15 protein-coding genes and 1 tRNA gene are annotated in these 22,607 nt (G+C 48.1%); 8 read left to right on the top strand and 8 right to left on the bottom strand.

The genetic code is table 11. From position 1 onward, the window contains the following. The first annotated feature begins 23 nt into the window (after positions 1 to 23). From TBC1_RS16800 to TBC1_RS16785, 4 genes are all read left to right on the top strand, one after another. The gene (locus tag TBC1_RS16800) at positions 24 to 653 is read left to right on the top strand and encodes a carboxypeptidase-like regulatory domain-containing protein (RefSeq protein WP_062045319.1); all 630 of its coding nucleotides are present in this window, start codon (positions 24 to 26) and stop codon (positions 651 to 653) included. Further along, positions 650 to 3,229, top strand: a complete 2,580-nt coding sequence (locus TBC1_RS16795) for a TonB-dependent receptor (protein ID WP_082189683.1) — start codon at positions 650 to 652, stop codon at positions 3,227 to 3,229. The genes TBC1_RS16800 and TBC1_RS16795 overlap by 4 nt, the downstream gene beginning before the upstream one ends. Before the next feature lie 230 nt (positions 3,230 to 3,459). After that, positions 3,460 to 4,068 carry a superoxide dismutase gene (locus tag TBC1_RS16790; protein ID WP_062045314.1) on the top strand — a complete coding sequence of 203 codons (609 nt, stop codon included), beginning with the start codon at positions 3,460 to 3,462 and terminating at the stop codon, positions 4,066 to 4,068. An 86-nt stretch (positions 4,069 to 4,154) separates the two neighbouring features. Then, positions 4,155 to 5,018, top strand: coding sequence for a superoxide dismutase (locus tag TBC1_RS16785; protein ID WP_394330764.1), 864 nt, complete (start codon positions 4,155 to 4,157; stop codon positions 5,016 to 5,018). Between the two features lie 240 nt (positions 5,019 to 5,258). Here the strand turns inward: TBC1_RS16785 and infB are convergent, their stop codons facing one another. From infB to TBC1_RS16765, 4 genes are all read right to left on the bottom strand, one after another. Further along, entirely contained in the window at positions 5,259 to 8,360 is a 3,102-nt protein-coding gene (gene infB / locus TBC1_RS16780) for a translation initiation factor IF-2 (RefSeq protein ID WP_062045312.1), read from the bottom strand. A gap of 127 nt (positions 8,361 to 8,487) precedes the next feature. Further along, entirely contained in the window at positions 8,488 to 9,723 is a 1,236-nt protein-coding gene (nusA, locus tag TBC1_RS16775; RefSeq protein ID WP_062045311.1) for a transcription termination factor NusA, read from the bottom strand. 38 nt (positions 9,724 to 9,761) lie between these two features. Further along, the gene (rimP, locus tag TBC1_RS16770; RefSeq protein WP_062045309.1) at positions 9,762 to 10,211 is read right to left on the bottom strand and encodes a ribosome assembly cofactor RimP; all 450 of its coding nucleotides are present in this window, start codon (positions 10,209 to 10,211) and stop codon (positions 9,762 to 9,764) included. Positions 10,212 to 10,314: 103 nt separating this feature from the next. Beyond that, positions 10,315 to 10,385 (bottom strand) — tRNA-Gln (locus TBC1_RS16765). A 396-nt stretch (positions 10,386 to 10,781) separates the two neighbouring features. On the opposite strand from TBC1_RS16765, the gene TBC1_RS16755 reads away from it, so the two are divergent. After that, complete coding sequence (locus TBC1_RS16755) at positions 10,782 to 13,865, top strand: glycosyltransferase family 117 protein (protein ID WP_062045306.1); 3,084 nt, start codon at positions 10,782 to 10,784, stop codon at positions 13,863 to 13,865. Positions 13,866 to 14,122: 257 nt separating this feature from the next. Here TBC1_RS16755 and lgt read toward each other — a convergent pair whose 3' ends face one another. Both lgt and TBC1_RS16745 read right to left on the bottom strand, forming a co-directional pair. Continuing rightward, positions 14,123 to 14,911 (bottom strand): prolipoprotein diacylglyceryl transferase, encoded by a 789-nt coding sequence (lgt, locus tag TBC1_RS16750; RefSeq protein WP_062045304.1) that lies wholly within the window; start codon positions 14,909 to 14,911, stop codon positions 14,123 to 14,125. Between the two features lie 57 nt (positions 14,912 to 14,968). Beyond that, positions 14,969 to 16,102, bottom strand: a complete 1,134-nt coding sequence (locus TBC1_RS16745) for a glycosyltransferase (RefSeq protein ID WP_062045301.1) — start codon at positions 16,100 to 16,102, stop codon at positions 14,969 to 14,971. Between the two features lie 476 nt (positions 16,103 to 16,578). Here TBC1_RS16745 and dprA point away from each other — a divergent pair, with 476 nt between their 5' ends. After that, the gene (gene dprA, locus TBC1_RS16740) at positions 16,579 to 17,685 is read left to right on the top strand and encodes a DNA-processing protein DprA (RefSeq protein WP_062045682.1); all 1,107 of its coding nucleotides are present in this window, start codon (positions 16,579 to 16,581) and stop codon (positions 17,683 to 17,685) included. On the opposite strand, the gene TBC1_RS16735 is transcribed toward dprA, so the two are convergent. Further along, positions 17,677 to 18,339 carry a PrsW family glutamic-type intramembrane protease gene (locus TBC1_RS16735; RefSeq protein WP_062045299.1) on the bottom strand — a complete coding sequence of 221 codons (663 nt, stop codon included), beginning with the start codon at positions 18,337 to 18,339 and terminating at the stop codon, positions 17,677 to 17,679. The genes dprA and TBC1_RS16735 overlap by 9 nt on opposite strands. A gap of 464 nt (positions 18,340 to 18,803) precedes the next feature. On the opposite strand from TBC1_RS16735, the gene rsgA reads away from it, so the two are divergent. Together rsgA and dtd are read left to right on the top strand one after the other, a co-directional pair. Continuing rightward, positions 18,804 to 19,745, top strand: a complete 942-nt coding sequence (gene rsgA / locus TBC1_RS16730) for a ribosome small subunit-dependent GTPase A (protein WP_062045297.1) — start codon at positions 18,804 to 18,806, stop codon at positions 19,743 to 19,745. A gap of 33 nt (positions 19,746 to 19,778) precedes the next feature. Further along, positions 19,779 to 20,231, top strand: a complete 453-nt coding sequence (gene dtd, locus TBC1_RS16725) for a D-aminoacyl-tRNA deacylase (RefSeq protein WP_062045295.1) — start codon at positions 19,779 to 19,781, stop codon at positions 20,229 to 20,231. 39 nt (positions 20,232 to 20,270) lie between these two features. On the opposite strand, the gene TBC1_RS16720 is transcribed toward dtd, so the two are convergent. Beyond that, positions 20,271 to 22,601: a TonB-dependent receptor gene (locus TBC1_RS16720; protein WP_062045293.1), complete on the bottom strand. Its 2,331-nt coding sequence runs from the start codon at positions 22,599 to 22,601 to the stop codon at positions 20,271 to 20,273. Between the last annotated feature and the right edge of the window lie 6 nt (positions 22,602 to 22,607).

Genomic DNA, 22,607 nt, shown 5'->3' with positions numbered 1-22,607 from the left:
TAATAGTATATTTGCCGGTTACCATGAGAACTCTCCTGACAGCCATTTTCTGCTTTTTCTCTTTGACCGGCCTTCTTGCTCAGGTGCAGGAAACCGATCTGGTTCAGTTCTCCGGGGTGGTGGTTACCGGCGACAGCATCAGGGCGGTACCTTTTGTCAACATCAGGATAAAGGGGACGCACCGGGGTACGACCAGTGATCTTTACGGTTTTTTTTCCCTTGTTGCCCGGAAGGGTGACGTGATTCAGTTCTCGGCCGTTGGTTTTAAAAAGGGTAGTTATCATATTCCTGATACCCTTTCTGCCAGCAGGTATTCGCTCGTGCAAATTTTAACCAATGATACTATTCTGTTAAAGGAGACCGTTATATATCCCTGGCCGACGCCCGGGCAGTTCAAGCAGGCATTTGTCTGGAACAAGATACCGGATGATGACCTTACCATTGCCCAAAAAAACCTGGACAGGATGGAAATGCGTGAGCGGGCCAGGGCAATGCCGATGGATGGCAGCATGAACTACCGCAACTACATGGATAACCAGGTAAGTAAACTGTATTATCGCGGTCAGGCACAGCCGATTCCCCTATTTAATCCCTTTGCCTGGGCCGAATTTATCAAGGCCTGGAAACGGGGAGACTTTAAACGCAAAGAATGAGATGCATTTACACTGCTATGCAATATAAGTTACTCAGAAAATACATGCGGTATTGTCTCGGATTTACTTTACTGCTGCTCAATCTGTCGGCCATGTCGCAGGAATACGCTGAGGTGCATGGGAAGATTACCGATGAAAGAAACCTGCCGCTCGCGCTTGTCAATGTATATATTCAGGGGTTTCCCGGAGGCGCTGTTACCAGGCCCGACGGAACATTCAGCCTGAAGATTCCTGCCAATCGTGATATTACGCTCTTTATATCCTCAATAGGTTATGCTACTTTAACCTTTAAAGTAAAAGCAGAAGCAGGTAAAAAAATTGAACTGAACCGCAAACTGAAAGAGTCAACCACACAACTGCCCGATTTTGTGGTTGAAGACAGGCAGATCAGGGCCACCAGCCTCAGCCCCATCGATCCGAAACTTGCCAATACCATCCCCAGCACAGCGGGGGGGATTGAAGCGCTGATCAAAACCATGCCGGGCGTTTCATCAAACAATGAACTGAGTTCACAATACTCTGTCAGGGGAGGGAATTATGATGAAAACCTGGTTTATGTAAATGATGTGGAGATTTACAAGCCTTTCCTGGTAAGATCTGGACAGCAGGAGGGACTGAGTTTTCTGAACTCCGATCTTGTGGCTTCCATTCTTTTCTCGGCGGGTGGTTTCGAAAGCCGCTACGGCGATAAAATGTCCTCGGTGCTTGATATCCGGTATAAACGCCCTTCCGAAACCTCCGGATCTGTGAGTGCCAGCTTGCTCGGGGCCTCCGTACACCTCGAAGGATCCTCGAAAGACCGTCGCTTAATGTATCTGATGGGTTTCAGGCAAAAGTCAAATGCCTATGTCCTGAAGTCGCTTGAAACAAAAGGCGATTACAAGCCTTCCTTCACCGACCTTCAGGGGATGCTGATGTTCGAGGTAAATCCGAAACTGGAGTTTTCAGTACTCGGAAATTATGCCAGGAATGCCTATAACCTTGAGCCATCTGACCGGACCACGAGTTTCGGAACCATCAACGAAGCGCTTCAGCTCCGCGTTTATTTCGATGGCAAAGAGGCAGACCGTTTTGTCAATTACATGGGCGCTTTCACTACAACCTTCAGGCCTGTGAAAGATCTCTCCCTGAAGTTGATCGTTTCAGCATTTCAAACCATCGAAAGCGAGACATTCGACATTATGGGCCAGTATTGGATTGGTGAACTTGAAACGGATCAGGGCAGCGAAACATTCGGGCAGGCGCTTGAATCCAGGGGAGTGGGCACCTACCTGAATCATGCAAGGAACTATCTGAACGCCACGGTAAGCACCGCGGAACACCGCGGTACCTGGCTGAAACCGCATTCAACCCTTATCTGGGGGCTGAAGGCGCAGCATGAGGCGGTGACTGACCGGCTGAATGAGTGGATTATGAATGATTCGGCGGGATTTACTTTGCCATACAACGGAGGTGTCCCCGGGATGAGCGGGAACCAGGCTGACATCGAACTTCAGGATGTTCTCAGAACGACAATCAATCTTGAATCCAGCCGCTTCTCAGGTTTTTTGCAGCAATCGTGGGAGATTGACAATTCCGGAGGGCAGTGGGGGTTGAATGCAGGCGCCCGTTTCAATTACTGGGACCTGAATAAGCAGTTGCTTTTCAGTCCGAGGGGAGCTGTCTCTTTCAGACCCTACTGGGAGACCGATATCCTTTTCCGTTTCTCATCGGGACTGTATTACCAGCCTCCTTTCTACCGTGAGCTTCGCGATATTAAAGGTAATATCAACCGCGACCTTAAGGCGCAATCCTCCCTGCATTTTGTGGCGGCATCCGACCTGAATTTCAATGCCTGGGGGCGGCCTTTCAAGTTTGTGGCCGAAGCATACTACAAATTCCTTGATAACCTGGTGCCTTATGATGTCGACAATGTCAGGATCAGGTATTTCGCCACCAACAGTGCAAAAGGATATGCCGCCGGTATTGATTTTAAAGTGAACGGTGAGTTCGTGAAAGGGGTGGAGTCGTGGGCCAGTCTTTCGCTGATGCGGACCCGGGAGGATATTGAAGGTGATTTTTATACCGATTACTACAATGCAGCCGGCGAACTTATTATACCCGGATATACCAGCGATGCTACTGTGGCTGACAGCATTACCGCCGAACGTGGTTTTATGCCCCGCCCCACCGATCAGCGCCTGAGTTTCGCACTGTTCTTCCAGGATTACCTGCCCCGCAACCCGACCTACAAGATGCACCTGAACCTGCTGTTCGGCACAGGCCTGCCCTACAGCCCGCCGGGCGTTCCGCGCGCCAGGAATGCCCAGCGCATGCCATCTTTCCGCAGGGTGGATATCGGATTTTCGAAGCAGATCATCGGTGAATCGGGCCGGTTCGGCCCCAATGAAATCAACCGGAAAGGATTGCTCAGGCATATCCGCAATATCTGGATCAGCGCGGAAGTGCTGAACCTGCTGCAGGTAAACAATACCATTTCCTATATCTGGGTAAAGGATGTAAATAACCGGCAGTATGGCGTGCCCAATTATCTGACACCCAGGCAGCTGAATGTGAAACTTTCGGTGGAGTTCTGAACCTTTCATTACACCTTCGCTGGTTATATCATTCCTCTGGAATCTTTCTGTGGTTTAAAGCTTCCGGATTGCGGCACTGTGACTTAAGCTTCGTCAAATTATTAATCCGGAATTATTCAGGATGACGTCAGGCCGGGCTTCTCCGGATGAACAAAATTCCCCTCTTTGCGTTATTTATAATAAATCTAAATAACCAATTTTACTATTTTAAATATTTTGGAGGAACACGAATGAAATTTGAATTTCCGGCACTGCCGTTCGCGTATGATGCACTTGAGCCACATATTGACAGGATGACGATGGAAATCCATCACACCAAACACCACAGGGCTTACTTCGATAAATTTACTGCTGCCATTCAGGGCACTGAACTGGAAAACAAGAGCCTGGAGGAGATTTTTGCTTCCATCAGCAAAGCCCCGGCTGCCGTTCGCAACAATGGCGGCGGTTTCTACAACCACAACCTTTTCTGGGAAATCCTGAGTCCGAAAGGCGGAGGATTGCCCGGGGGTAAACTTGCTGAGGCGATCAATAAGGATTTTGGTTCGTTTGAAGCTTTTAAGACAAAATTCAACGATGCTGCCGCCAACCGTTTTGGCAGCGGCTGGGCCTGGCTGAGCGTGAAAGCTGATAAAAGCCTTTGCGTTTGCTCTTCGCCCAATCAGGACAATCCGCTGATGGATGTGCACGATTGCCCCGGACTACCGATTATGGGCCTGGATGTATGGGAACATGCATATTATCTGAAGTATCAGAACCGCAGACCCGATTATATCAATGCATTCTGGAGCCTGGTGAACTGGGACAAAGTAAGTGAAAACTACGAAAAGGCACTTTAGAAAAAGACTTTTTCGCTGATTAACTGTTAATATGGTGCCGGAAGATTGTACTTCCGGCATTTGTTTTAATCAAAAACCTTTTTATTATGAGAAATTTAATCAGTTCATTCGTCATGATGACTGCTGTTTTGCTGATTACTTCAGGCAGTTTTGCCCAGCAGTCTGACACAAAAAAAGAAGAAGCAAAGAAGGCTCAGACACAGGCAAAACCGGCGGCTGTTCCGCTTAGTTCCACGGTTAAATCGGCAGCCGATGTTGCTGCCCAGCAACCTGAAAAAGCCGGGAAACTATACGGCGGGTGGATGCTGCCGGCCGCCGGACTTACATTCCCGGCACTGCCCTATGATTTGGATGCACTTGAACCTGTTATCGATAAACTGACGGTTGAAATTCATTATGACCGTCATCACCGGGCTTACTACAATAATTTTCTCAAGGCGGTTGGTGGCACTGAAATGGAGACCATGACCATTTTCGAGATTTTCAGCAAGATGTCTGAACTGCCGGTTTCGGTGCGTAACAATGGCGGCGGTTTCTTCAACCACGTATTGTACTGGAACAACCTGTCTCCCAAGGGTGGCGGAGAGCCTGGCGGAGAACTCGGGGAAGCAATCACCAAATATTTCGGCAGTTTTGAGGCATTCAGGGCTAAATTTGATGAAGCAGCCAAAACAAGGTTTGGTTCCGGCTGGGCCTGGCTTTCAGTTGATCCCGAAAAGGGGGAATTGTTTATCAGTTCCACTGCCAATCAGGACAATCCGCTGATGAATACGGAATCCCGCCGGGGGTTCCCGATTCTGGGAATTGATGTCTGGGAGCATGCCTATTACCTCAAATATCAGAACAAAAGGGCCGATTATGTTGAATCTTTCTGGAAAATTGTGAACTGGCAGGATGTTGAAGCCCGCTACAAGCAGTTTCATGAAATGAAGGACAAACTGTTCAGGTAAATCCCCGGGAAGCGGACATAGGTAAGCATTCCGTTTGACCATCGGCCTGTTTGCCTTTCCACACAATAGCCTGAGGATTTACAGGTTATCATTCCTCTTCTGTCTGCGCCCCGCGATTGCGGGGCTTTTTTTATCCGCGAAGTTGAAGCCGGGGGGGCGCTACGCAGCCATTTATCATTGTAAAAAATAAGGCAGCCCCGCAGGACTGCCTTATTTTATGATTAGTATCAATTAACGGGGTCAGAGTTTCCGTTTTACTTCAACTTCCTCATAGCCTTCGATGATATCCCTGACTTTGATGTCGTTAAAGTTCTCGATGTTCAGCCCGCATTCATAGCCGGCGGATACCTCTTTCACATCATCCTTGAAGCGTTTGAGAGAGCCGAGATTACCGGTATATACCACGATACCGTCGCGGATGATTCTGATTTTGGTGTTCCGGTGGATTTTGCCGTCGAGCACCATACATCCTGCCACGGTACCAACCTTGGTGATTTTGAAGGTCTCCCTGACTTCAATGTTGCAGACGATTTTCTCTTCAATATCGGGAGAAAGCATCCCCTCTATGGCCGCCTTGATTTCGTTGATGGCGGTGTAGATAATGGAGTAAGTGCGGATGTCGATCTGCTCCTGTTCGGCCAGCTTACGGGCGCCCAGCGATGGACGCACCTGGAAGCCAACGATTACGGCATTCGATGCGGACGCCAGCAGTACATCACTTTCAGTAATGGCACCCACTGATTTATGGATGATATTGACCTGGACTTCCTGTGTTGAGAGTTTAAGTAATGAATCGGAGAGTGCTTCAACCGATCCGTCTACATCACCTTTGACAATGATGTTAAGTTCCTTAAAGTCACCAATGGCGATCCGGCGGCCGATTTCGTCGAGGGTAATGTGTTTTTGTGTACGGATGCCCTGTTCGCGCTGCAGTTGCTGACGTTTGGCCACAATATTCTTGGCTTCCCTTTCGTCAGTCATTACCTTGAAAGTGTCACCGGCCTGGGGGGCGGCATTAAGTCCGAGCAACAACAAAGGCGTACTTGGTCCGGCCTCTTTGATCGGCAGGTTACGCTCGTTGTACATTGCTTTGACCCTTCCGATCGTAGTTCCGGCCATAACAAGGTCGCCTTGTTTCAAAGTGCCTGTCTGAACCAGGATTTTAGCCACATAACCACGACCTTTATCAAGAGAGGATTCAAGTATGGTGCCGCTGGCCAGTCTTGTCGGATTGGCTTTCAGGTCGAGCATTTCTGCTTCGAGTAATACTTTTTCCAGTAAGAGTTCAACGTTCAGGCCTTTTTTAGCCGATATTTCCTGGCTCTGATACTTGCCTCCCCAATCTTCCACAAGAATGTTGCGCTTCGAAAGTTCTTCCCTGATCTTTTCGGCGTTGGCGTTGGGTTTATCTATTTTGTTGATGGCAAATACAATGGGTACGCCGGCTGCCTGCGCGTGGTTGATGGCCTCAACGGTCTGAGGCATAACGGTATCGTCGGCAGCAATCACAATAATTACGATATCAGTGATTTTTGCTCCCCTGGCACGCATGGCGGTAAATGCTTCGTGGCCGGGTGTGTCGAGGAAAGTGATCTTTTTCCCGCCTTCGAGTTTTACTTCATAAGCACCGATGTGCTGGGTGATTCCACCGGCTTCTCCGGCAATAACGTTTGTATGCCGGATATAGTCAAGCAACGAAGTCTTTCCGTGGTCAACATGTCCCATAACCGTAACAATGGGCGCCCGGGGCAGGAGATCTTCAGGAGCATCTTCTTCTTCCACTGCCGACATAGCTTCAACATCCTCAACACCTACAAATTTTACGGTATAACCAAATTCATCGGCTACCACCACAATGGTTTCTGCATCCAGGCGCTGATTGATCGAAACAAAAAGGCCCAGCGAGAGGCAGGTGGAGATAATCTGGGTCACCGGAACATCCATCAGGTTGGCAAGTTCGTTGGCTGTAACGAATTCTGCCACAGTGATTGTTTTCAGATCTTCTTCGCGTTTCATTGCTTCTTCAGCCATCATCTGGCTGGCAATGCTTCTTTTCTCGCGGCGGTGTTTCGAAGTTTTGGATTTTCCTCCCGAACTGAGTCGCTGAAGGGTTTCTTTAATTTGTTTCTGGATATCTTCGGGTGATAGCTCGGCCTTAGGAATATCACGGCGCACGCCCTTCTTGTCGCGTGAGGGCTTGCCCCTGGGCGCTCCGCCACCGTGTCCTGACTGGGCAGGGGTGCTTCCCGGTGTGCTTTCTGCTCCGGCAGTATCTTCTCCTGTCTTTTTGATGCGCTTTCTTTTTTTCTTTTTCGACTTCATTGAGTCATCCGATGAAGAGGCGACCGGTTTCTTGGGCTCCGGTTTGCGTGGCTCGGGAAGCTTCATCGAGCCAAGGATGGTAGGCCCTTCAAGCTTTCTGACTTCTGTTTTCAGGAAGTTGGATTCACGCTCCACAACGGGAGGAGTTTCGACAACTTCAGGTTTTTCTTCAACTTCAGGGGTTTGCGGAACCTCAGCGGCAGGCTGGGCTGCAGGCGCTTCCGAAGGAGCAGGGGTTTCATCTGCAGTGACTTCGGGTTGTTTTTCTTCCGCAGACGGCTGCGCTGCTTCCGCATGTTTTCCTTTCTTTTTGGGTTCTTTTGGCTTGCGCGATGTTGATTTTTGCAAGGCTTCAAGATCCATTGTTCCGAGTACCTTGAGTCGTCCGGGCTGCTGATCGGCCGGTTCTGAAGGAACTTCTTCAGCCGGAGTTTCCTTTGCTGCTTCCGGTTTACTTAAGGCTTCAGCAGGTTCTGAAGGATGCGCCGCCGGTGTTGCTTCTTTCTTTTTTTCATCAAGGTCAGTATCAGCAACATGCTTCTCTTCCGGTTTTTCAATCTCTGAAACAACAGGTTGGGCAGGAACAACCGGTTCAGGTTCAGTTTTTACTTCAGGAGCAGGCTCCGGAGCAGCTTCTTTTTTCGGTGCAACAGGTTTTTCCTCCTTCACGGGCTGGGGCTTGCTGACTTTTTCAGGCTCCAGTGGCATGTTACGGATGAAAAGCTCTTCGCGGGTAACTTCAGGCTCAAATTCTTCATCGACGGCCTGCCGCTTGTCCGAAATGGAAATGGTCTTGTGCTGGGTGTATTCGAGTTCGATTTTCTTTGAGACTTCCTTAACCGTCTTCTCCGACTGATACTCCTTCACCAGCAATGCGTAAGCTTCGGGCGTGAGTTTGGTGTTGGCATTATTGTCGACTTTGATTCCTTTCTTGTGAAGGAACTCGACAATGGTATTCATGCCCACATTAAACTCCTGCGCTGCCTTACCAAGTCTTGTGCTCTTACTTACTTCTGACATATTGTGATTTGCTGTTAAGCTCCGCTTCCTGCCGCGGATCTGCTGTAAAAATACGCTAATTATGTTATTCAAGTCCTGAGAGTTCCTTAAATTCCCGTGTTTTCCTGATATTAACCGCATTCAGGGCTTATTCAAACTCTGCCCTCAGTATTCTGACCACCTCCCTGATGGTTTCTTCTTCAAGATCGGTGCGGTTTACCAGCTCATCAACGCTGAGGTCGAGTACGCTGCGGGCAGTGTCACAGCCGATGGCTTTCAGCTCATCGATGATCCACTGATCGATTTCATCAGAGAATTCCTGAAGGTCAACATCTTCATTGTCAACATCAGAATCGCGGTAAACATCAATTTCATAACCGGTAAGCCTGCTGGCCAGCTTGATATTGTAGCCGCCTTTTCCGATGGCAAGAGAAACCTGGTCGGGCTTCATATAAACATCGGCGCGTTTCTCTCCTTCGTTGATGCTGATAGAGGAGATCTTGGCCGGGCTGAGGGCGCGGGTAATGTAAAGCGATGGATTGTTGGTAAAGTTGATTACATCGATATTCTCGTTGCGCAACTCCCTGACAATCCCGTGGATACGTGATCCTTTCATCCCAACGCAGGCGCCTACAGGGTCGATGCGGTCGTCGTAACTCTCTACGGCGATTTTGGCACGCTCGCCCGGAACCCTTACAATGTTGCGGATGGTAATCAGCCCGTCATACACCTCAGGCACCTCCGATTCGAACAACCGCTCGAGAAATGCCGGAGATGTGCGTGAAAGGACGATTACCGGGGTGTTGTTCCTCATATCCACTTTCGAAACCACCGCGCGGATGGTGTCGCCCTTGCGGTAAAAGTCCGAAGGGATCTGTTCGGAACGGGGGAGCGTCAGCTCAATGTATTCATCGTCGAGCACCAGGATTTCTTTTTTCCATACCTGATATACCTCTCCGGTAATGATCTCGCCGATCTTCTCCTTGTATTTCTTGAAGATGTTGTCTTTCTCGTATTCCTGGATCTTCGACATCAGGTTCTGACGGATGGTAAGGATTTCCCGCCTGCCGAAATCCATCAGCCTGATCTCTTCCGAAACCTCTTCGCCTACTTCAAAGTCCGGTTCAATTTTGATGGCTTCGGAATAGGCAATCTGTTTGTTTTCATCTTCAATATCCCCGTCTTCAACAATTTCACGGTTGCGCCATATCTCAAGGTCTCCCTTGTCGATATTAACAATCACGTTAAAGTTCTCATCCGAGCCATATTTTTTGATGAGCATATGCCTGAACACATCTTCGATGATGCGCATCATGGTTTCACGGTCGATGTTTTTAAACTCCTTGAATTCGGAGAAGGTTTCGACTAAATTGATATGTTCCATTTTCTTGAATTGTTCTTTAGAACAGGTGATTTACTTGATTATTTGAAAGAGATGATCTCCATTGTCTGTTTGATTTCGCCAAAGGGGATTTCCCTGGTTTCTTCAGTTTCAACTTTTTTGACCTTGGCTTTTCTGTAAACCGTGATTTTGTCTTTATCGGCTGCGGTGAGCTTCCCTTTGAAAACTGATCCGTCAGCCAGGCTGACTTCAACTTCGCGTCCGATGTTTTTGATGTACTGTCTCAGAAGCTTATAAGGCTGATCGATGCCTGCCGAAGAGACAGTAAGGTCATAATCCTCGGTTTCGCGGCTGAATGCCGATTCAATGTGGCGTGTCACAGCCACACAATCATCAATGGTGATATGGGTGTCGCTGTCAAGCAGCACCGTTATGCGGTTGCCGGCTTTCACCTTCACCTCAACCACGAATTTATCACTTTCGCCCAGCGCCTTTTCAACTTCACGCTGTATGTCTGATTTGTCTATCATACTCAGTTATTGTAATAAAAGAGGGGACAATGCAGTCCCCTCAACTTCGTTTCACCATTGAGTACACGCAGCTTGCCACGCGCGGGGTGATTGTTTCCATCCGTTGTCCGACCAGGATTCGAACCTAGACCAAGAGAACCAAAATCTCTTGTGCTGCCTTTACACCATCGGACAGTTTCCCTTCAAAAAGGTGTGCAAAAATAGATATTTTTTTCCAAACGATAAAGAAATCCCTTCAATATTTCATATTTATAGTGGCTTGAGGCCGGAAAATCACCATACTTATCATTTTTGATGCTTCTGTCTGCCGATTTCCGGACAGGAACCGGCTCATAATAACGGTTTGCAGAGATATAATCCGAATGCAACCCGGCAGGAGATTGAATCTGGCGCTCATTAACATTATTTGTAGGCTTCACTGCATAAACATTTATTCCAAATTCACTAACTTCGCACCGCCGGAAATGGCAGGAGTTTGTAAGTGCCGGAGATGGACAACCAGCCCTGGTAGCTTCATTTTCGATTATTTCACAGCGCATATTGCCTTGTTTTAACATATATCTTTTTCGGATGAACAACTACAGGAAATTCAACAACATCATCGGCTGGATCACTTTTGCCATTGCCCTTGTTGTGTACACCCTTACCCTTGAGCCAACCGCAAGCTGGTGGGATTGTGGTGAGTATATCGCTACCGCCTTTAAACTTCAGGTGGGCCATCCTCCCGGAGCACCGCTGTTTCAGATGGCAGGCCGCTTTTTCTCGTTGTTCGCATCCGGCAATAACGAAAATGTGGCCCTGATGGTGAATTTTATGTCGGGACTTGTGAGTGCATTTACCATATTATTTCTCTTTTGGACCATTACCCACCTTGCCAGGAAAGTGATCGTGAAAGACAATGAAATGTCGAAAGCTCAACTGGCCGTTATCCTTGGCAGCGGACTGGTGGGCGCGCTGGCATATACTTTCTCTGACTCGTTCTGGTTTTCGGCTGTCGAAGGCGAGGTTTATGCCATGTCCTCTTTCTTTACTGCCGTGGTATTCTGGGCTATTCTGAAATGGGAGGAAAATGCCGATGAGAAACACAGCATCCGCTGGATTGTGCTGATCGCTTACCTGGTAGGCCTTTCTATCGGGGTTCACCTGCTTAACCTGCTGGCCATCCCGGCAATCGCGTTTGTTTATTATTTCAAGAAGTACAAGCCAACCACCAAGGGAATTTTTCTCACCGGCACTGTTTCCATCTTCCTGCTGGCTGCCATCATGTATATCATTATACCCTGGGTGGTTGACCTTTCAGCCAGATTCGAGCTTTTATTTGTAAATTCTTTTGGATTACCTTTCAATTCGGGGACACTGGTCTATTTTGCACTGATTACGGCAGGGCTGGTTTTTGGTCTCGGATATACGCGCCGCAAAGGAAAACTGATTGCGAACACCGCGTTGCTGGCACTTACCTTTATCCTGATCGGTTATTCATCTTTTCTGATGTTGGTGATCCGGGCCAATACCAACACCCCGATCAACGAAAACAATCCTGACGATGCCATCAGTCTGCTTTCCTATCTCAACCGTGAGCAATATGGCACATGGCCGCTATTCCAGGGGCAATATTACAGCGCTCCGCTTGATCCGCAGGATCCCTACAAGGATGGCTCGCCGGTATATATCCGGGATAAAAAATCGGGAAAATATGTGATCACCGACGCGCGTAAAAATTCAATTCCGAACTACGACCCGAAGTTCACCACGATTTTTCCGCGTATGTGGAGTTCGCAGGATAACCATGTCCGGGCTTATAAAAGCTGGGGAAAGATACAGGGGATTCCCATCGCAGCCACCAATAACAGCGGGGAACCTGAAACCATCATCAGGCCGACTTTCGGAGAAAACATGCGTTTCCTTTTCCGTTATCAGCTCGGCCATATGTACTTCCGTTACTTTATGTGGAATTTTGCCGGCAGGCAGAATGATATAGAAGGGCACGGGGGAATCAGTAACGGCAACTGGATCAGCGGCATTAATTTTATTGATGAAGCCAGGCTGGGCAAGCAAAGCGACCTGCCGCAGAGTATGCAAAGCCCCGCCCGCAATACCTATTACCTGCTGCCTTTGATCCTTGGCGTGGTAGGCATGCTTTACCATTTCAACCGGAATTACAAGGATGGTCTGGTGGTGGCACTGCTGTTCTTTATGACTGGCATCGCCATTGTGCTTTACCTGAACCAGACGCCGTTTCAACCGAGGGAAAGAGATTATGCCTATGCAGGCTCCTTTTATGCTTTCGCGATCTGGATCGGACTTGGAGTGCTCTCACTCTATGAGGCAGTCACCAAAAGGCTGAAAGTAAGTCAGCTTGCGGTCGCCGGCGGAATAACAGCGGTTTGCCTGGTACTGGTGCCCGGAATCATGGCAGTCGAAAACTGGGATGACCATGATCGTTCCGGTAAATATCCGGCCCGCGATTTTGCTGCCAACTATCTGAATTCCTGTGCACCCAACGCTGTACTGATTACCAATGGCGATAATGATACTTTCCCTTTGTGGTACGCCCAGGAGGTGGAGGGCATCCGCACGGATATCCGCGTAGTGAATTATATGCTTTCATCCGGTGACTGGTATGTACATCAGCTGGCGCGTAAGATTTACGACTCAGAACCCCTCAGTTTTACACTGACTCCTGAACAATACAATAAAGGAGTGAATGAGTTTCTTCCTTATTTCAGCAGGGGAGAAGTCACTGATCGGGTGGAATTGAAAGACCTGATCGGTTTTATTGCCGACGAATCGGCCCGCAGTAAAGTGACCCTTCAAAGCGGGGAGCGGATCAATTATTTCCCTACCAAAAAACTGAAATTAACGGTAGATTCAGCCAGGGCGGTCAGCAGCGGAGTAGTTCCTGCCTATATGGCCGACAGCATCGTACCGGTGATTGAATGGGACGTCAGGAGCAACTACCTCTATAAGAACGATCTGATGCTGATGGACTTCCTGGCAACCAGTAACTGGGAGCGGCCCCTGTATTTTGCCAGCCCTGGAAGTGTAAGCAAAGTGCTCGATATCGATAAATACTGTCATCTCACGGGTATTGTGTATAAGTTTATTCCTGTGCTGGCCGAAGATTATGTTCCCGGATTGGGCGGTATTGATGCAGAAGCTTCATACGATATATTGATGAATAATTGCAAATGGGGTAACCTGAACCAGCCGGGAGTTTATGTGGATCGTGAAAGCTACCGCAATTCCATGATGCCAAAGCAGAATTACATGCGCCTGGCCCAGGCACTGCAGCGCAAAGGTAAGCATACTGAGGCCGTGGCTGTTGCGGACCGCTGCCTGGCTGAGTTCCCGAACAACAAGATCACTTTTGACTACTATATGCTGCCACTGGCCGAGGTTTACTATAAAGCCGGTGCCACTGAAAAAGCCAATGATTTTATCCGTACCATCGCCGGTATCTATATTGAGAACCTGAACTATTATAATTCAGTGGAACCTGCATTTGCATCTTACTACCAGGAAGACAGCATGCAGGCCTACGCTGTTATGTCACGAGTGTGGGAATGGGCAGAAGCATACGGACAACAGGCGCTGCTTGAAGAGTTCAAATCAAAGATGATGATTCCCGAAGATCTGAAGGATATTTTTAAATAATCCTTTGCATTTTATTGATAATCAAACGCCGGTTGCATGCACAGCCGGCGTTTGATTTTATATCGGATTCGGATGGTAATGTTCATTCCCTGCTGAAGGCGCATTCAGGATGCCGGTTTTCCCGGGTTTTGCAGAATGAATTACAGCGGTGTTTAAGATATTTCTCAGGTTTTCCGGGTTAACAACGATTCACTGAATCAGGAGGATGCATTGTTTTTAACAACATCCGCTGCCGGCCGGAACCATTAACTGCAGTCTTATTTCTTTTTGTTGGTCCACCAAAGCAGTCCTGCGCCTGCAAGTATGAATGGAATGCTTAACCATTGACCCATATTCAGCGTCATGGTTTGCTCGAAGGCGACCTGGGGTTCCTTTACAAATTCAATCAGGAAACGGACGCCAAACAGCACGATGAGGAAAATACCGAAAATAAAACCTTCTTTCAGCTTTTTGTAGTTGCTGATATAATATTTCAGCAATGCAAAAAACAGGATAAGGTATGAAAGCGCTTCATAAATCTGTGTTGGGTGCCTGGGCTCGGTTTCTCCGTCGCGCAGGAAAACAAATCCCCAGGGCAGAGAGGTATAATGCCCGTATATTTCGCTGTTCATCAGGTTACCCATACGGATAAAGAAGCCTCCAAGCGCGACAACAATCACCAGCCTGTCGAGGGTCCAGAGGTAAGTCTTGCCCGACTTGCGTTTAAAGATCCAGAGGGCAAGTAATATTCCGATGGCAGCCCCGTGGCTGGCCAGCCCACCCTCCCATATTTTCAGTATGCTGAGGGGGTCGCGAAGGTATGAGGCAGGTTCGTAGAAAAATACATGGCCCAGCCTGGCACCTACCACGGTGCCGATTACCACGTAGGTGGCCAGGCGGTCGAGCAGGCCGATGGGCAAACCCTCACGCCTGAATACCTGTTTTTCGAGGATGACATAACCCAGGTAAAAGGATAAGGCAAAGAAAAGGCCGTACCACCTGATATGCAGGCTTCCCAGGCTGAAAATGACCGGACTGACGTCCCAGCTTATCTGATTGAGTAGCATAAAAATGGATTAAATTGCAAATGTAACGATTTAATTGGCAAAGGATGCTGCTTTGATTTACTGAGTTCCGTTCCATTTGCGGCCGGCCGCGGGACCCTGTTCAATGCTTTCCATAAGTGCTTTTATTGCTGATTCAAGCAGTTTATTTTCCTGTTGAATGTTGAGGCCCGGTCGACGGTCCGCCTCTGTAATGGCTGTTTTCAGGTTTAAATTGCCCTGCCTGCACGTCAGATAAATGCCTGATTTATCAAGGGTTTCAGCAAGGTACTCCTGCTCGGTCTGGCCGGGAGTGGGAATCAGAATGGCCTTGTTTCCCATCATTGCAATTTCCATAAGTGTTGAATAACCTGCCCTGCAAATCACCAGGGGGCCGCTTCGGAGCAATCTGCCAAGCATATCTGAAGGCAGGTGATGCGCCACATCCAGGTTTTCCCTGAGAGGTCTGATCTCCTGATCACCCGGAAGCCCTCTAAGTAACAGACATTTTTTTCCGTCTGGCGGCAGCTGGTCAATCAGCATCTCCTCGAAAATGCTTCTTTGTGGTTCAGGCCCCGAAACGATGGCCACCATATCGTATGCCTTAATTTCTTTTTCATTTTCGGGAGACTCGCTGAACCGGCTCAGCAGCCCGATGTAGCTTGTGTTCTCAGGCAGTGACTTCCCATGCGAAAGTTCCCCTGAAAGATTGGGGGTTGCTGCCAGATCAGGCACCCAGCAAAAATGAAAGTGCCGGATAACAGACCGGACAAGTTTATGCAATAACGGAGTGAAAACGCGTAAAGCCGGAGGAGGAAGGATATTCACCTGATGGGAAATTATTACGGAACAGGTATGACGATGCCACAGGCCGTAACGGTTGTCGGAAATCACCGCATCAATATCCAGAGATGTTATCAGTTTTTTGAGTTTCCGGTGTTCGTGGTAAACATTGAAAAGCAGGCGGGGCGTCTGAAACAGGATATGGATGCCTGCAGGAATTCTTTTGCTGTAATTGACCCGGTATCCAGGGAAGTTGATGAACTCGACCCCGGGAAATTCGAGGCGGAGCAATTGAAGCTGGGGTCCATCGGCAGCGATCACCGTTTCGGCGCCGGCTTTCATCAGGCTCCTGATCACCGGGATGCAGCGGGTGGCATGCCCCAGTCCCCAGTCAAGCGGACAAACAAGTATGCGGGGTTTCCTATGGCTCATCTCCGGTTTTTATGCAAAGATAGTAAGCCGGATTTTAATTCCAGGAATCCGGCCGTGTTTCAATGCGAAGAATTGACATACAGGTTCGGGGTTAAGCTATAGCTTTACTCAGGTTCGTCAGCAGGACAATTACCGGAAAATTTCAATGCGAGGCTGTTGAAAATTACTCCGGGCAGAAGTGTCGAAGTAATTTCAGGAATTTTTAAATTCGCTTTACTTATTCTGTTTCACCATTGTCCGGATAAGATAAAGAAAGAATTTGCCGCAAGGTCACGAAGACACTCAGTATCACTAAATGAGAAAAACAGGTTTTGTGCAACCTGGTGCCTTTGTGCCACTTCGGCAGGCTCAGTGCATCGCTTAGAGGCGAAATATTTAAAAGTAAGTTGTATGCTGTTAAAATCTTCTGAAACCACCACCTATAAAGCATTCCGGTCAAATTAGAATAATTTCCCCGGATAACAATGATTCTGTTTATGGACGCTGAACCACTCCTTTATCAGATTGCACTCACCCTGATTCCGGGCATAGGTGATGTCAATGCACGCAAGCTGGTTTCCTACACCGGCAGCCCCGAAGCGGTTTTCAAAGAAAGCCGTCTGGCTTTGCGGAAGATTCCGGGGATAGGCGAAGCTACAGTGGATGTGATTTTCAGCCATCGCGATGTATTGAGAAGAGCTAGCGAAGAGGTAGAATTTGTGCAGAAATACAGCATCCGCACGAGCTTTTTTACTGAGAAGGGTTACCCTGAGCGCCTGAAGCATTGTGCCGACAGCCCGGTGCTGGTCTATTCGCTTGGAAATGCTGACCTGAATGCACCCAGAATTTTGAGTGTGGTGGGGACCCGGCGCGCCACGGAATACGGGCGCGAAATGTGCCGCAGACTCATTGCCGGACTGAAGGAACTGGATGTATTGGTCGTCAGCGGTCTGGCATACGGGATTGATACCTGCGCCCATAAATCGGCCCTGGATGAAGGGTTAAGGACAGTCGGCGTGCTTGCCCACGGATTCGACAGGATTTATCCTTCGCAGAATAATATCCTGGCCCAGCGTATGCAGGAGCATGGCGGGCTGATTACAGAGTTTCTGAGTGGAACCAATCCCGACAGGGAGAATTTTCCCAGGCGCAACCGGGTGATTGCCGGATTGGCTGATGCCACCATTGTGATTGAGGCTGGCGGAAAGGGAGGAGCACTGATCACGGCGGATATAGCGAATTCATACAACCGTGATGTGTTTGCGGTTCCCGGAAGAATAGGTGACCCGATGTCGGAAGGCTGTAACAACCTGATCAAGACTAACCGCGCTGCCCTGCTGCAATCGGCCGCTGATGTCATGTACATCATGGGGTGGGACAAACCGGTGGATAAGCCTCCGGCTGCACAACGCAAACTGTTTGTTCAGCTAAAGCCCGACGAAGAGGCGGTAGTGGCAATACTGCAGGAAAAGGGAGAATGCAGCCTCGACAGGATATGTATCAACTCGGGAATGCAAACCAGCAAGGTAGCCGCTGCATTGCTTAACCTCGAATTTGAGGGAATCGTGAAAAGCCTTCCGGGAAAGATTTATCGTTTACTTTGAATCCGGTTTGACGTATCTGCTGCGTTGGATCAGGATGAATGCGATCAGCAGCGTTCCGGCCGCAAAGGCAGTAAAGAAAAGAATATCATTGCTCAGCAGGGTGAAGCGGAATATTCCGTGAAAGAAAGTTGCTGCCCCGAGGCCTGTCATGGAATCGATAAAACGGTTTTTGCGCATTTTGCCCATTCCGGTGAAAAATCCCAGAATCACGGCAAAAAGAGCGTTCATTGGCCCTATGGTGATCAGGTAAAGCCAGTCTCCCTCGGCGTGATTGCCAAAAAATGAATAATAAACTGCAAAGACAGTGGTCAATCCCAGGGCAACAGCCATGGCATAAACAATTCCATCCGCCGCACCTCCGAATATCTTCCTGCGTGTAATGTCATAATGCAGGGGCAGGAATTTCGATAACTCATGGGCAAAGCCAATGAAAACAAAAGAGTATATAATCATCCTGCGTAAACTCATGGCGCCGTCTATCCTGAGATAATGTGCGGCCTGATCCAGCGCAACCAGCGGTAAAGCCATGACAAGTCCGTATAACAATGCCCTGAAAAGCAATCCGAATTCTCCTTTGGGATACCTGTATTTAAGGTATAAATACAGACAGACAAACAATAATGGCGAAATCAGCAAAGTAAAGTATCTTTCCATAATTTCAGGATTTGGTCAAAAAAGTTTATTTGAAAGGACTTTGGATTGAATTGCTCTGGGAAATGGCTGGCAGATAGAATCGTTGAAAAATAAGGGTTAGCGGCAGGGAGTAGGTTCAGAACATTCCCGAATAGAGACAAATATATAAAGAAATTTAGCTTCCTGCAATGTTTATGCTTTATTTTGCAGTAAAATCTTTAAGAAACAGTTGAAATTAAAGGCTTACCGCAGGCGATCAATGAAACGCGGAATTATGGGCAGGCCGGAGTTGAAAAGAGAAAGGCCGGGGTTTCCGAGGGTTTTTGATACAAGGAATTACTGTTTTTTAAAGAATGTGTACTGACTTCATTTGCAGGAGAGGCTGATTTGAGCGCCTGTCAGGTGGCTTTTTTTCCCGGGCGAAATGTAGTTCTGCCAAAGTGATTTCAGGGCGCAAGTTTCAAGGTATAATAATATCTGTTGCTATGGATCTGCATGAAGGCGTTGTGGTTCGTTCAACCGGGAGCTGGTGCACCGTTATGTCGCCCGGTGGCATTGTAACAGAATGCAAGCTGAAGGGAAATTTCAGGATCAGGGGAATTCGTTCAACCAATCCTCTGGCAGTTGGGGATAAAGTGAAGTTTATTCTGCAGCCGGATCAGGAGGTTGGGCTGATACAAAGCATCAGCGACCGACAGAACTTTATAATCCGGAAAGCCACCCGCTTGTCGAAGCAGTCGCACATCATTGCAGCCAATGTTGATCAGGCGGTGGTGATGGTAACCTTATCAAAGCCAAGAACATCTACCGGTTTTATCGACCGCTTTCTGGTTACTGCCGAAGCGTATCACATCCCGGCCGCAATCCTTTTCAATAAATGTGATCTGATAACCGGCCATGAACTGGACCGCCTTGATGAACTGTTTAGCCTCTATTCATCTTTGGGATACAGTTGTATCCGAACATCAGCCCTGACCGGAGCCGGGAAAGCAGAAACAATTGCCCTCCTCAAAGATAAAATCAGCCTGATCAGCGGCCATTCCGGAGTGGGTAAAACAGCGCTGATCAATTCGATTGAACCCGGTCTGATGCGTAAGGTAGGTGAAATCTCCGACTATCATAATAAAGGAAAGCATACCACCACTTTTGCCGAAATGCTGCCCCTGAGTTTTGGCGGCTTTGTTATTGATACGCCCGGAATCAAGGAATTTGGCCTTGTACATTTCGACAGGCAGGAAGTTGCAGAACGTTTCCCTGAAATGCGTAATCTGATGCACCAATGTCAGTTCAACGATTGTACACATCTTCATGAACCGGGCTGTGCCGTAAAGAAAGCACTTGCTGAAGGACGTATTCATCCGGACCGGTACAACAATTATATCAGTATCGTCAATGATGAATATTTTGAAGAGAGTGAGTGGGATTAGTTCCTGGTTACAGAAAAAAATGCATTCTGATTTATGAGAGTAGTTATTCAACGTGTCAGCAGGGTAGTAGTAAGCAGCAACCAATATGGAACCAGCCGGATAGGTGAGGGGTTGCTTGTTTTGCTGGGTATTGAGGAGACTGATAGTGAGTCTGATGTAGCATGGCTGGTCGGGAAAATTTCAAGATTAAGGATTTTCTCCGATGCTGATGGCGTGATGAATCTTTCAGTCATGGATGTCAATGGCAGTATTATGGTTGTCAGCCAGTTTACACTGCATGCAAGCACCAGGAAAGGGAACCGCCCTTCCTACATACGTGCGGCCCGGCCCGAAACGGCCATTCCGATGTATGAGATGTTTGTGGAGCAACTGAAGCAATCCACGGGGCTTGAAGTTCAGACAGGCTGGTTTGGCGCCATGATGCAGATAGAACTGATCAATGATGGCCCGGTTACCATTATCATTGATTCAAAAGACAAAGAATAACCACCTAACACTCCAGATGCAGAGCTGCTATACTTCGGGTCAGAAGCTCATGGTCATGCCGAAACTTGGCATAACAGGTAACTGGTAAACCTTATCTCCTGTAATCCGGTTTACGTAGAAGATATTGTCGCGGTTGTATATGTTGGTAACACTCAGGTTAAATTCCAGCATCCCTTTTTCTCCGATTCTGAACCTGCGCATAAGGCTGAAGTCGAGCCTGTGGTAGTAGGGCAGGCGGGCTTTGTTATATTCGGCGTAAATAATGCCAAGCTGACCGTTTGAGGTCAGGTAATCGGTTCCGGCTCCCTGCTGGAAAGTGAGCTTTTCATAGAATCCCTGAGTCTGTGTAAAGGGGAAGCCTGAACCCAGGTTCCAGCGGGCGTTGAATTCCCAGTTAAGTTCCTTTCCGAAGCGGTATGAACTTACAAGATTCACATTGTGCCTTCTGTCGTAATGGGGAACATAGTTAATCAACCCGTCGAAACGGTTGACGTAAGCCAGCGAATACACGGCCCAGAAGTAGATTTTGCGTGAATCATATTTGACAGATACATCAAAACCATTGGCATCGCCGTTTTCAATGATAAAATCCTTGCGCAGGTATTCCGGTTTAAAACTATTACTGGTGGGATCATTGTAATCCCCGTTGTCTTCAAATACCTTGTTACGGTTGATATTGGTAAGTTGCGAGAAATCCTTGTAGTAGACCTCTAAATTTACACTGACATTCGGCAGGGGATCTATTTCAGCACCAAGGATAATATGCCCTGCTTTCTGCAACTTATGCTTTACCTGTTTCCCATCGAAGGTCTCCTGCAGGTTGTCAGGTCCGGAGAGGAAACCATAGAACAGGTTAACCACGTCCCTGTCGGAGTTGGCACTGATCAGGTTTTGTGAGTATAGGCCGGCGGCCATTTTCATCCTGAAATTATCTGAAAAGTTATATTTCATGGCCAGCCTGGGCTCAGGCGAAAAATTCCCGAGGGATGCATAATACTGAAGCCGGAAGCCCGGTTCGAAAAGCAGTTTTCCGCGGGTCATCTTGTATTTGACAAAACCGGCAATTTCAGTGGTGTTCTCTGTTTGTGAAATCTGCCGGCCAACGGTATTGTAAAAATCGAATTCGGTCTTGAATCCGAGCATTTCCAATCCGTATTTGATTTCATCTTTACCAAGGAAATAAGTAAATCCGAGCCCCAGGTTAAAACCGTTGATTTCGCTTGATCGCGCCGGAAGCGATCCTTCCTCCATGGTAATGTTATAGGATGAATAAGCAAAGTTACCTTCCATCAGTACCGGGTTGTTTCCGGGTATCACCACCCAGTTGGTCCCCCCGCCGGTTGAATTCCATTTATAAGTGGCCAGGTCAGTGTAGTCAACCTTATCGTTGAAGTTAAAGCCGTAGAAATTTACTTTGGATCCGTTTGCAGCATTTACCGATACCTTTCCGTAAACATCGGTGTAGTTGAAAGGAAGTCCGGCAGAGTCAATATAGTTATAGATCAGTTCAGAGGTTTGTTTCAGATATGAGTTTTTTGCCGAGAGCAGGAAGGAGATGCTGCTGGGGCTATCGTCGGTCTGTTTTTTCAATGGCCCTTCGAGCATAAGCTTTGCGCCGAAAGTGCTGGCGCCGGCTTTTCCTGCCAGGTGTTTTTTGTTTCCGTCGCGGGTGGTAAGGTCCATCACCGATGAAATCCGGCCGCCATGCTGGGCGTTGAACCCACCAGTATAAATGTCAGCATTACGGAGAATATCGGTGTCAAAAACCGAAAAAAGTCCTATGGAATGGAAAGGATTGTAGATAATCATTCCGTCGAGCAGCACTTTGTTCTGAATCGGTGAGCCTCCGCGGATATATAACTGACCGCCCTGGTCGCCGGTAAAAATAACACCGGGGAGCACCTGAAGGTACTGTGCCAGGTCAGGTTGACCGCCAATGGTCGGGATACGGCTGATTTGTTTGGGCGTCAGTTTGATCACCGAGGTACGGGTGTCACTCCTGGCTTCTTCCCTGTCTGCGGTTATCTGCACCGCATCCAGGTTAAAGGCCGATTTGGTCAGATACAGTTTCTTCGTCAGTACCGTATTGCCTTTTATCGTCACCTGTTCACGCAGGGTGTCATAACCAAGATAAGTTACCATCAGCGTGTACTGCCCGTCGGGAATTTTAGAAATGGTGAAGTATCCGTTCACATCGGTGGATGAACCGTAAGTGGTTTTGTAAAAATAGACATTCGTGAAAATAACCGGTTCCCCGGTCTCCTGCTCATATACAAATCCGCGAACGGTTCCGTTCTGGGCGAAAACCCCTGATGTGCTGATTGCCAGTAGGATGGCAGTAATAATCGTAATTCTGGAAAAGTTTTGCATATTGGA

Source organism: Lentimicrobium saccharophilum (genome assembly GCF_001192835.1).
Classification (GTDB): Bacteria; Bacteroidota; Bacteroidia; order Bacteroidales; family Lentimicrobiaceae; genus Lentimicrobium; species Lentimicrobium saccharophilum.
Note: the sequence above shows the minus strand (reverse complement) of the source record. Positions and strands in the feature narration are given on the sequence as shown.